Annotated in this window: 6 protein-coding genes; 4 read left to right on the forward strand and 2 right to left on the reverse strand. The window is 65.6% G+C overall.

Annotated features, from left to right (window positions below):
* Nucleotides 1–13 precede the first annotated feature (13 nt).
* The 4 genes from glgP to HLH25_RS14010 all read left to right on the forward strand — a co-directional run bounded on the left by glgP (nucleotide 14) and on the right by HLH25_RS14010 (nucleotide 9,731).
* Nucleotides 14–2,530, forward strand: a complete 2,517-nt coding sequence (glgP, locus tag HLH25_RS13995; RefSeq protein WP_182974642.1) for an alpha-glucan family phosphorylase — start codon at nucleotides 14–16, stop codon at nucleotides 2,528–2,530.
* A gap of 644 nt (nucleotides 2,531–3,174) precedes the next feature.
* Entirely contained in the window at nucleotides 3,175–5,637 is a 2,463-nt protein-coding gene (locus tag HLH25_RS14000) for a putative bifunctional diguanylate cyclase/phosphodiesterase (RefSeq protein ID WP_182974643.1), read from the forward strand.
* 5 nt (nucleotides 5,638–5,642) lie between these two features.
* Nucleotides 5,643–7,082: an MFS transporter gene (locus HLH25_RS14005; RefSeq protein ID WP_182974644.1), complete on the forward strand. Its 1,440-nt coding sequence runs from the start codon at nucleotides 5,643–5,645 to the stop codon at nucleotides 7,080–7,082.
* A gap of 324 nt (nucleotides 7,083–7,406) precedes the next feature.
* Complete coding sequence (locus tag HLH25_RS14010; protein ID WP_182974660.1) at nucleotides 7,407–9,731, forward strand: TonB-dependent receptor; 2,325 nt, start codon at nucleotides 7,407–7,409, stop codon at nucleotides 9,729–9,731.
* A 275-nt stretch (nucleotides 9,732–10,006) separates the two neighbouring features.
* On the opposite strand, the gene HLH25_RS14015 is transcribed toward HLH25_RS14010, so the two are convergent.
* Together HLH25_RS14015 and HLH25_RS14020 are read right to left on the reverse strand one after the other, a co-directional pair.
* On the reverse strand, nucleotides 10,007–11,332 hold the full coding sequence (locus HLH25_RS14015) for an arylsulfotransferase family protein (protein ID WP_182974645.1): 1,326 nt from the start codon (nucleotides 11,330–11,332) through the stop codon (nucleotides 10,007–10,009).
* 21 nt (nucleotides 11,333–11,353) lie between these two features.
* Nucleotides 11,354–12,568, reverse strand: a complete 1,215-nt coding sequence (locus HLH25_RS14020) for a TonB-dependent receptor domain-containing protein (protein ID WP_182974646.1) — start codon at nucleotides 12,566–12,568, stop codon at nucleotides 11,354–11,356.
* Between the last annotated feature and the right edge of the window lie 130 nt (nucleotides 12,569–12,698).

The raw sequence follows: 12,698 nt of genomic DNA on the forward strand, positions 1-12,698 counted from the left end.
GAGACGACGTGACATGGCGCCAGAGAATCCCACGCTGACCGCGCGCGCGGCAGAACGCGCATTACACGGCTTCGCACTGGATCTGCGCTGGAGCTGGAACCACGCGACCGATCCGCTCTGGCGCCAGATCAATCCCGAATGCTGGGAACACACCCAGAACCCCTGGACGACGCTCAACAACGCCTCGCGCGCCCACCTCAATGCGCTGCTGAACAAGCCCGCCTTCCGCCGCGAAGTCGGCCACGCCATGGCCGCCCAGGCCGAGGGGCTGCGCCACCCCACCTGGTTCGCGCAGCAGCACGATGCCTCCGCCCTGTCCTGCATCGCCTATTTCAGCATGGAATACATGCTCAGCGAGGCCCTGCCGATCTATTCGGGCGGGCTGGGCAACGTGGCGGGCGACCAGCTCAAGGCCGCCAGCGACCTCGGCGTGCCGGTGGTCGCGGTCGGCCTGCTGTTCGCCCAGGGCTATTTCCGCCAGGAACTGACGCCGGACGGCCAGCAGCACGCGCTCTACCCGTTCAACGACCCGTCCCTGCTGCCGATCAGCCCGGTGCTGACGAAGGAAGGCGACGTGCTGCGCATCCCGATCCGTTTCGCCAGGGGCCATGTGTGGATTCGCGCCTGGAAGGCGACCGTCGGCCGCGCGACGCTCTACCTGCTGGATACCAACGACCCGGCCAATCCGCCCGGCGTACGCTGCGTCACCACCCAGCTATACGGCGGCGACGCCGACCTGCGCCTGCGCCAGGAACTCACGCTGGGCATCGCCGGCTGGCGCCTGCTCGATACGCTCGGCTACCAGCCCGATGTCTGCCACCTCAACGAAGGCCACGCCGCCTTCGCGGCGGTGGAGCGCGCATGCGGCCTGATGGACCGGCTGCACATCCCCTTCCGCGAGGCACTGACCATCGCGCGGGCTGGCACCCTGTTCACCACCCACACCGCCGTCCCCGCCGGCTTCGACCGGTTTCCGCCCGACCTGGTCCGCACCTACCTCGCGGACTACACCGCCAACCGGCTCGGCATCCCGATGGAAAGCCTGCTGGCCCTCGGCCGCGCCAATCCGAACGATCATGGCGAGCCCTTCAACATGGCATGGCTGGCCATCCGCGCCAGCGGCGCGGTCAACGGCGTCTCGCGCCTGCACGGCACCGTCAGCCGCCGCCTGTTCGCGCCGCTTTTTCCCCGCTGGCCGGAATGCGAAGTCCCGGTCGGCCACGTCACCAACGGCGTGCACACGCCAAGCTGGGATTCGGTCGAGGCCGACACGCTCTGGACCGAAGCCGCCGGCCCCGAACGCTGGCGCGGCACGCAGGAGGGCGTGGCCGACCGCATCCGCGCGCTCGACGACCGCACGCTGTGGTCCGCCCGCTGCCAGGCCCGCGCGGGCTTCGTCCGCAAGATCACCGACCTCTGCGCCCAGCAGCAGGGCTATACGGGCAACGGCGGCCCCTCGGACCTGCCGGTCCCGACCCTGAGCCCCGACGTGCTGACGCTCGGCTTCGCCCGCCGTTTCGCGACCTACAAGCGGCCGGACCTGCTGCTGCACGACCCCGACCGCCTCGCGCGCCTGCTCTCGCACCACGAACGGCCCATGCAACTGGTGCTGGCCGGCAAGGCCCACCCCGCCGACATGGCGGGGCAGGCCCTGATCACGCGCTGGATCGCGTTCTCGCTCCGGCCGGATGTCCGCGGCCGCGTCATCTTCATGGCCGATTACGACATGGCGCTGGGCCAGGTCCTGGTCCAGGGCGTCGATCTCTGGATCAACACCCCCCGCCGCCCGTGGGAGGCCAGCGGCACCAGCGGCATGAAGGTGCTGGTCAATGGCGGGCTGAACCTGTCTGAACTGGACGGCTGGTGGGCCGAGGCCTACGCGCCGGAAGTCGGCTGGGCACTGGGCGACGGCCGCGAACATGGCGACGACCCTGCGGTGGACGCCGCCGAGGCCGAAGCGCTGTACACCCTGCTCGAAACCGAAATCGCCCCGGCCTTCTACGCCCGCGACCCCCAGGGCATTCCCGCGTCGTGGGTGGCGCGGATGCGCGAGAGCATGGCGCGCCTGACGCCGCTTTTCTCCGCCAACCGCGTGGTGCGCGACTATACCGAACGTTTTTACCTGCCGGCGGCGGCCCGCTACCACGCCCGGCTGGCCGATGGCGGCCGCGCGGCGCGCGAGATCGTGCAATGGCAGGACCTGCTCGATACATCCTGGCCCGATATGCATATTGACTCGGTAACGATCTCGCAGCCCGACGGGCAATACCATGTCACCGTGGCGCTCGCGCTCGGGCCTGTTCCCGCCGATGCGGTCCAGGTGCAGTTCTACGCCGATCCCGTCGATGGCGGCCCGGCCGCCATAACGATCATCCCCCCCGCCGGCTGCCGCGACGCCGACGGCCTGACCCATTACGCGCTCACGACCAGACTGGACCGACCGGTAACGGATTACACCGTCCGCGTCGTCCCCACCCATGCCGGCATGGCGATCCCTCTGGAAAGCCCGCATATCGCCTGGCAGCGTTAAGAATAACCAATCAAACGTGAAAAGAATGTAAATCACCGACAGGGATGCAGAAAGGCTTACGTTTCAAAGGCGATACGGCATAGATAAACAAGGCACAGACAGCCTCGCCATGCCGGAACGCAACGGGAGACTCAACAAAAGTGCGACCCGACATCCCCCCGTTTCCGGCCGTGCGCCATGTTCCCCATGTGCCACCCAGCCCCACGCCCTCAGAGCCTGACCGAAAATGCGCGCGGGTGGCGTGTCCTCCGCGCGTGTCCTGCGCTTCGATGCCCACGGCCATCAAGGCCGCTCCGCTCCGATGCTCGGAAACACACGCCGGACGCGGCCCTGACGGGCCACTCCCGCTCACCAGACCGCATTTTCGGTCAGGCTCTCACAGGTCCGACGACACGACGATCGGCGCGTACTCGGCTCTCGACCACCGCGCGCCGAGGGCATATGCTGTTGCCACTTTGGTTACCTTTGCCTCGTAAGAAAGACCAGACAAGACGAGAATGGTTGCTGTGAACCTTCCCTGACCGCACTTCAGACCGCGCACGACGCCACGTCTCAACAATCGATATAAGGGTACTCGTGGGAATCAATCAGCCTGTCCTCCCGCCCGTCACGGCGGAAGCCATGATGCGGGTGAAGACCTTCTGATGTTCAAAGGTGCATTGGCGATCCTGCTGTCAATGCTGATCTCGTCACTGGGCGTGTCGGCCCATGCCGCGCCGGTGGATCTTCATGCTTCCATCTGCCTGGACGGCGCGGCGGGCATGGTGGAGCAGATCGGCCATTCGGCTTACAGTATCCGGGGCTGCGGCATGCCGCCCCGCACCGACGGCTGGGTCTGGCTGCGTCTCTCCGACCCGTCGGTGCTGAAAGACCTCCCCTCGGGCTGGTCCCTGCTCCTCGACGAAAATCGTTTCGACCGCATCACAGTCGCCGCGACCAACGGCGACGGCAGCATCCAGAATTACAGCTATTCCGACGGCCATGTCGGCAATGACTGGGCGCCTGGCGGCCTGCTGCGTTTCCCCTTCGATTCGCCCGGCGTGGAAATCTCGAGCCTGTCGATCGGCTTTCATCATCTCGACGGCGCCCACTTCATCCGGAAAATCGAAGCCCGCACCCCCGATGACGAAGCGGCGCGGAGCACAGCGTGGCTGATCCTGATCGGGATCATGATCGGCGCCCTGGTTTCCGCGATGGTCTATAATCTGGCCATCTATGACGGGCGGCGCGACCGCTTCCAGCTCTGGTATGCCGCGTGGACCGTCCTGGCGCTGGGCTACTGCCTCTCCTGGACCAATTTTCTCGGCATTTTCGACGACCGCCTGACCGGCCCGCTGGCCGTCCGGCTCAGCGACTGTTTCCTGGGCGCGATGATCGCCGCCGGAACCATGCTCCTGCTCACGCTTATCGAGGCCGACGCGCGCCACCGGCGCCTGCTGTGGACAGGCTATGTCCTGACCGTGCTTTCCGCCGCCGCCGGCTTCATCGCGGCGGCCGACATGCTGTTTCCGCCGATCTGGACCGATCACCTGTTCAATGGCGTGCTGATTCTGGACGTGCTGTGGATCGCCGCGACGATTACGGTCGCCATCCGCAGGCAAAGCCGGATCATCTGGTTCTTCCTCCTGGGCTGGCTGCCCGTCATCTCGGTCTTCGCCCTGCGGCTGGCCCGCAATATAGGGCTCCTGCCCCAGAGCGACGCGATCGACATGACAACCTTCGCCTGCATCGCCTTCGAATCCGTCGCCCTCTCGGTCACGGTCGCCTACCGCCTGCGCGATATCGGGCGCGCGCGCGACCAGGCGGCCCGCGCGATGGCTGTCATGCAGACCGAGGCCGAAACGCTGCGCCGCGCGGCAATGACCGACCACCTGACCCAACTGGGCAATCGCGCCGCTTTCCAGACGGCTCTCGAACAGGCCGAGCCACTCTCCACCCTGCTGCTGATCGACGTGGACCATCTCAAGTCGGTCAACGATTCCTACGGGCAGGAACTGGGTGACAATCTGTTGCGTCACATGGCCACCCGTCTCGGCCAGATCGTTCCCGACGACACCATCGTCGCCCGGCTGGGCGGCGACGAATTCGGCATCATCGTGCCCCGGCCCCTTGCCCAGACGCTGCTCGAACGGCTCGATGCCCTCCAGGGCGAGCCCTGGTCGCAGTCCGGGCGTACGCTGTCGCTCTGGTTCAGCGTGGGGCAGACCGACTGTAGCGGCTCCGCCGTCTCCGCCATGCACCGGGCCGACCGGGCGCTGTACTGGGCCAAACAGCGCGGCGGCGGCCGCCGGCAGCCCTATACGCTGGCATTCGACCGCGCCGACTCCCTGGCCGCGCGCCTGCTGACCGACGCGCCCCATGCCCTCGCGGCCGGCGAATTCGTGCTGTACTACCAGCCCCTGGTCGATCTCAAGACGGGCCTGCAACGCGGCAGCGAGGCCCTGCTGCGCTGGAACCACCCCGAACTCGGCCTGCTGACGCCACCGGATTTCCAGATCCTGCTGACGGACGAAACAATCGGCCCGCGCCTGCAGGACGAGGTGATTTCCATCGCCCTGGACGCACTGGCCCATATCGGCGACGGGCTGGCCTACATCGCGGTCAATTTCACCGGCGTGCATCTGCTCGGCGCGGCGGCAGGGCGGCACATCCTCAACCGCCTGCAGGAAGCCGGGGTCCCGCCCCACCGGCTCTGCGTCGAAGTCACCGAAGGCATCGCCCTGGACCATGCGTCCGAAGAGATCGCCGAGGCCCTGCAGGTGCTGCACACGGCCGGCAGCCGCACCGCGTTCGACGATTTCGGCACGGGCTACGCCTCCCTGGTGCATCTGCTGCGCTTCCCGGTCGATATCATCAAGATCGACCGCTCCTTCATCCACCAACTCACGATGCCGGCCCGCAACGCGCATGAAATCGTCCGCTCGATCATCTCGCTGGGCAAGGCGCTGAACAAGCAGGTCGTCGCCGAAGGAATCGAGACGGAAGCCCAGGCCGCCATCCTGCGCGAACTGGGCTGCGATTACGGACAGGGCTATCTTTTCGCCCGCCCCGGCCCGCTCCTCCAGCCGCCGATCTACTGGCCGGTGCTCGACGAAAGACACGGATAGCGGCCGTGTCCTTTCAATCCGCAAAGACAAGCCCGCTCCATGCCCCGACCGGCTGGGCGGCCCTGTTCTCGGGCGGCAACGCCGCGCGCTCCATCACGCTGTCCGCCGGCGTCGTCCTGCATGCCATCAATCTGTATATGGCCATGACCGTGCTGCCCTCGGCGGTGCGCGATATCGGCGGCATGCGTTATTATACGTGGAACACGTCGCTTTTCGTCGCCGCCTCGATCGTCGGCTCGTCGCTGTCGGCGCGCGCGCTCGGCCGCTTCGGCCCACGCACCGCCTACGGCATCGCAACCGCGATCTTCGCCACCGGCGCCGTGCTCTGCGCCACCGCCCCGGCCATGCCGGTGATGCTGGCCGGCCGCGTGATGCAGGGGATCGGCTCGGGCCTGCTGGTCTCGATGGCCTATGCCGTCATCCGGCTGGTCTTCCCGCCCGACCTGTGGCCACGGGCGATGAGCATGCTGTCCTCGATGTGGGGCGTCGCCACGCTGATCGGCCCCGCCATCGGCGGCCTGTTCGCCGGCCTCGGCGCCTGGCGCATGGCTTTCTGGACGCTCGCGGCCCTCTGCATCCCGTTCGTCCTGCTGGCCATCAGCGTGCTGCCCCGCACGACCGGCACCCAGCCCGCCGGCCGCCCCGGCGTCGCGTGGGCGCAGATCGCGCTGATGGTCGGCTCCGTCCTGTGCCTGTCGGTGGCCGGTTCCAGCCCGCATGTCTGGGCCAATCTGGCCGGATGCCTCGTCGTGCTCGGCCTGTTCGCCGGCCTCGCCCATCTCGACCGTCACCACCGCACGCGCCTGCTGCCCGCCGGCGCACTCACCTGGGGCTCCGCCCTCGCCCCCCTCTACGCTTTGATGGGCTGCCTGGCCCTGACTGTGGAAGTCATCGAGATCTTCGCGCCACTCTTCCTGCAGGACCTCCACCACCAATCCCCGCTCACCGCCGGCTATCTCTCGGTGCTGATGGCGGCCGGCTGGTCCACCGGCGCCATCCTCAACGCCGGCGCCCCGCCGCCCCGCGTGGCGCGCGCCCTCGTCGCCGCCCCCGCGCTGGGTTTGGCCGGCATCCTCTTCCTGGCGTTCTACCTGTCCACACCCACCAATGGCGCATGGCCGGCGATGCTGCCCGTCTGCCTGGCCTTCCTGGCCGTCGGGCTCGGGGTCGGGGCAGCCTGGCCACACCTGCTCACCCGCGTGCTCATGGTCGCCCAGCCCGCCGACCGCGATCTCGCGTCGGCCTCGCTGACCACGGTGCAACTCTACACGACGGCCCTGGCCGGCGCCTGGGCGGGCATGATCGCAAACATCGCCGGCCTGGCGGACGGCAACGTGGCCGGCATCGAACAGGCCACGTTCTGGGTCTTCGCGCTGTTTGCTCTCATCCCGGCCAGCGGCATCGTGGTGGCGCAATGCATCGCCCGCGCGACCAGGGCGCGCTAAACGCCCTCACTTCCACCGCTCACACCGCGCCCCCCTCTCCGAAGGCTTCCGAACGGCCTGTAGCCGTCGCACGCCCACAAACACGTCCGATATAAGGCGCGCGTCATCCCGTTTGACAAACTTTGTAATGATTGTGGCTTTTCGGCAACGTCTTCAAACCTTCATGGGCCATCCGTCTCCTCATTCCGCTAAGAGCGCCGCGTCAATTCGCCCTGATCGGAAGAGACCGGAATGCAGCCAACATTCTTATCCAGACATCTGAAAAAAGCCGTTCCCTCCGCCGCGTCGCGCCGCCGCACCCTGCTGGCCACGACCTTGCTGGCCATGAGCGTGGCCTCGGCTCACGCGGCATCGACCGATACGACCACGCAGGGCTCGACGCCGCGTCGAAACGCGGTGCAAAAGGCCCCGGCACCGACGACAGCCCCGGCTCCGGCAACCGAGCAGATCATCTCCACAGCACACCGCACCCGCTCCGAACAGAGCGTGAGTCATGTGCAGATGCAGCGTATGCTGCCGGGCATGAGCCCGGTGAAGGCCCTGGAAATCCTTCCCGGCGTGGTGTTCGAAAACGCCGATCCCTGGGGCAATAACGAACAGAATTCATCGCTGTTCATCCACGGCTTCAACCAGAACCAGCTCGGCTTCACGCTCGACGGCATGCCGCTGGGCGACCAGTCCTACGGCAATTATAACGGCCTGACGCCCCAGCGCGCGGCCATCAGCGAGATCATGGGCGGTGCGTCGGTCTCCACGGGCGCCGGCGCGCTGGGCACGGCCTCGACCAGCAACCTGGGCGGCACGCTGGAATTCCAGACGCAGGACCCGATGCACCGGGCCGGCGGCCAGTTGAACCAGACATTCGGCAGCTGGTCCACGTTCCGCACCTTCGCGCGCATCGACACCGGCGATTTCGGCAACGGCAATTCGGCCTATGTCGCCTGGGTCCGCCAGGACGCCCGCGCATGGGATTTCGCAGGCCACCAGGGCGGCAACCAGGTCAACGCCAAGTTCGTCCACGAGGACGACAACAACAAGATCACCACCTTCTTCGACTGGTCGGACAAGGTCGAGCCGAACGAAGACAGCATCTACGACCCCCAATACACGACACTTTACAAAAAACCCTTTATCTACCCCAATCTTAACGAAGCCCTGAAATACTACAACTCCTCCGAATACAAGGACGCCGGCCTGAATTACCGGAACTACTATTCCGCGGCCCAGCGCGAGGATTTTCTGGCCTACACCAAATGGACGCATGATTTTTCAAGAAATCTGCACTGGGACAACCAGATCTACTACCACCATGACGGTGGCGAAGGTGTCGTGGCAGGCCCGATCTCGGCGGCCGGCCTGCCTACCCTCTTCCGCGCGTATTACCCCACCTATTCGGCCTCGCAGCTTTCCGGCGTCTTCGGCGGCAGCGGCATGGCCACCCGCACGACGGAATACTGGGACAATCGCGGCGGCCTGATCTCGACCCTGCGCTACAAGCTGGGCAACCACCATATCGAACTGGGCGGCTGGTACGAGCGCAACAACAACACCCAGGCCCGCCGCTGGTATCCGTTCTCGGCCTCCGACCCGACCACACCCTACGACCGGCAGCAGAACCCGCTGATCCACCAGTACACCAACTATTTCTACACCAATACCTGGACCACGCACCTTCAGGATACCTGGCAGGTGTCGAAGACTTTCTCGCTGAACGCCGGCTTCAAGTCCGAACTGGTCTACACGAACGGCACCCTGCCGGTCGCGAGCAAGACCGGCTCGACCGTTCCGGGCGGCACCATCGCGGCGGTCAAGCCGTTCCTGCCCGCCTTCGGCGCATTGTGGAACATCACGCCGCACGAACAATGGTTCGCGAACATCCAGGAAAACATGCGGGCTTTCCAGGCCGAAGGCACCGGCAACGCCACCCCCTGGGGCGTCACCACGCAGGAGGCGTTCGACCATTTCCGCGACCACGGCCACCCCGAAACGTCATGGACCTACGAAACCGGCCTGCGCACCAACCGCGACATCGCGTTCGGCCCGCTGACGCATATCAGCGGCCAGCTCGAATATTATCACGTCCACTTCTCGAACCGCCTGCTGTCGGTCGCTTCCGCGCCCAACCTGTCCTGGATCGTCGGCAGCGCCAACATCCTGACCAATGTGGGCTCGGTCTCGACCGACGGCATGGATTTCTCCTTCACCACGCAGTTCGGCCGCCATTTCTCGTTCTATAACGCGCTGTCCTATAACAAGTCGGTCTATAACGACAATTATTCGACCGGTTCGTCGATCGTGCCGACCGCCGGCAAGAATGTCGCGGGCGTGCCGAACTGGACCGAAAAATTCGTGGCCTCGACCAATTGGGGCGCGTTCAACGCCCAGTTCATCGGCGATGTCATCGGCAAGCGTTACACCACCTACACCAACGACCAGCATGTCGGCGGCTACGCCCTGTTCAGCCTGAACGCGGGCTACACCATCCACGGCATTCCCCATGTGCGCGGCCTGAAAATCCAGGGCAACATCACCAACCTGACCAATACGAAAGGCTGGTCGACACTCAGCATCGGCAACGCCTCGACCACCTACTCGGCCTTCCCGATCGCCCCGCGTATGTATTTCCTGACCGTGGGCGCCGAATTCTAAAGCGCCCCAAACACAGACGGCCGCCCTATAGAAGCGGCCGTCTGTCTTCAGCTTCGATCCTCACTGCAAGCGTCCGCCGTCACGCGTAGCGCGCGCCATGGTCATGGCCTCCAGCCTGTCGTTGGCATCCTGTTCATGGCGCCTTGTCTCCCTCGGCCCCGCGCCTGCCTACACAGCATTCCGGGTCTTCGTCCCGTTCACCGTCATCCCGGCCGCCGGCATTCTGATGCTGAACGCCTCGCCGAGAGGTACGCGGCACAGTCCGGCCTGCACCGTCATCGCGCCATTATCGGCCGAGGCAGCCATTCCCGGCTCACCGCCTGCGCCCGGTAGACCAGCCGGGTCATTACGCTCCGTCCCGCGAAGGTCCCCTGCCCCTGATAGGGGCTGACATATTCCCAGACGATCTCCCCCGCGGGCGACACCTGGAAGATCCGCCCGTTCATGCCTTCGTCGATCAGCGTATTGCCATTGGGCAGGCGCTGGGCGCTGCTGACAAATGAACTGTAGAACGTCCATGGCGGCATACCGGACTCATAGGCCGAATATTGCCAGACGATCTGGCGGGTGATCGGATTGATCTCCAGCACGCGCGACCCGACATACACGCCCAGCGCAACACGGGGAAAGCCCGCCGGCCCCTGATCGTCAAACACCAGCAGATCGCCCGCCCCCGGCAGGCCCGGCGGAATCAGGTGCGCATCATGCTGGCCGGAAATCTGATCGACCGGGCGCGGCAGCGCGCTGCGCGCCAGCCGCAGGTCCGCATCATGCGGCGATCCGGGAAAATCCGGCCCCAGCCGCCAGACGACGCGCCCCGTCTCGCGCGCGATGATCATGACCATATTGCCCTTGCGGGAATCGATCATGATATTCTCCGGCGCAAAACGACGATCGCCCCCATCGAACCAGCGATTGGGGCCAAGCGGACGCATATCGTTGATTTCCAGATATCCCCAAGGATTGGGCGCGCCCGGCGTACCCGTCTCTTCCTTCAGATAGGCCAACCCTGCCGGCGACAGGCCGAATTCGTCCAGATGCTCGCCCGCCACCCATTGCCAGACCACCCGGCCGTCCGGCGCCACCTCCTGAATCGCCTGATCGTCCACGACATGCCCGTCGAGTTGCGGGACCGGATGGCGCAACGCGACCAGCAACGCCGTGTCGCCATTGGGCAGCCGCGCCCAGTCATGGTTCTGCCGGGCCCCACCCGTGCCCTCCCGGCCGCTCCATTGCCAGACAGGCCGGCCGTTCCAGTCGAATTCCGCGACGGTCCGGTTTTCCATGATACCCGCGCTCTCCCCCGCGATCGCGGCGCTCTGCAACAGGACATGCCCCGCCTGGCCACCTGTCAGCGCCGGATCGATCATCGCACCGGGCAGTCCGGCATGCGCCCAGCGATGCACCTCGCGCCCCCGCATGTCGATCAGGTGCGTCGCGCCGTCAGGGGCGCTGAACAGGGTGAAGCAATCGAATGTCTTGCCGGCCCGGTCGATCGTGACGCCGGTCGGATAGACCGTCGGGCCGGCCCGCAACCCGGCCGTGGGGCATGCGATACCCGCCGCGCACACCAGGGCGGCAATCAGTCTGGCCTGTTTCATAGGGGTTTCTTCCCGATCCCGTCAGAAATTGGTGGAAAATGATGCTACGGCCGCAAACACGCCGCCCACGTAATAGCTCGGCGTACCCGCCGCATTGATAAGCGTGCCATTTTCCCCGCGCGTGGCCCGCGACGATGCCGCGATCCCCGCCACGCCCGACAGGTAATGATTGTTGGAAAGATTGGTCAGATTGACCTTGATGACCGGATGCGCGCGACCGACGGCCGGCAGATGGTAGCCAAGCGCCAGATCCGCCGTGACGTAGCCGGGAATGGCCTGATCGTTCATCAGGGTCGCGAACTGCCGCCCGACGAAGCGGCTGGTTATCGTGGTGAAAAAGGGGCCGCGATCGTAATTGACGACCAGCGCCGCCTGAAATTCCGGGCTGCGCACCGCCAGTTTTCCGGCCGTCGGCAACGCATCCGCGCCGACACGAAAATTATTGTCGATCGTCGCATGCAGATATTCGGCCGAGGCATAGAAGCGGAATCCATGCCAGGATTTCGTCCCCAGTTCGATATCGACACCACGCGACGTCTGCCCGCCCGCATTGATGTTCTGGGTGACCTGCGCACCATTGATCACGACCTGGCTGCTGATCTGCCGATTGGTGAAATTGTAGTTGAAGAACGTCACACCCGCCGTGAGCAGATCGCCGGCATAGCGATAGCCGATCTCCTCGGAAATGGAATATTCCGGCTTCTGCTCGGGGTTCGCCGCGGTCGCGACCCGCCCCGTCGCGGCGTTGTAGGTATCGTAAAGTGCATTCATCGTCGGCACCCTGAACGCCGTGGACGCATTCACGAAGACCGAATGGCGACGATCGATCGCGAATCGCGCCCCGAATGTCGGCAGCGATTCCGCGGCGCTCAGGCCGGGCTGCGCCGGCGCTCCCGGCAGGCCGTTCCGCCCGATCCTGGTGACCATCGCCTCTTTGAACGCGGCATCCACGCCCAGCCGTCCGCCCAGCAGGTCGAGGTGATCATGCAGGAACAGGGCATTCGTCCGGGTGACGGTCGTGGCATCATAGGAGGCCAGCCGGGTTCCATCGGCCAGATGAAGCGTTCCGGCCAGACCATCGAGACGCACGGGGCTGCCGCTTTGCTCCACCACGCTGATCGGACTGACCTGGCGCAGCGTGGACCAGTCGAACCAGTATCCGCCCTCAAGCCGGTTCACCCCAGCCGTCCAGGCCAGGCTGGAGACGAATCCGGGCCGGTACTCATAGGGGGTCACGGTCGGGGTATACGCCCAATACTGTTCACTTAGAGGGTATAATGACGATATTGGGGCGATAGGGTGGAGGCCTGCCACGATGGCGACGAGGATAACGTGGTTTGAGCCGCTTGACGCCGCGGTGACGCGA

Origin of the sequence: Gluconacetobacter dulcium (genome assembly GCF_014174165.1) — a bacterium.
Classification (GTDB): Bacteria; Pseudomonadota; Alphaproteobacteria; order Acetobacterales; family Acetobacteraceae; genus Gluconacetobacter; species Gluconacetobacter dulcium.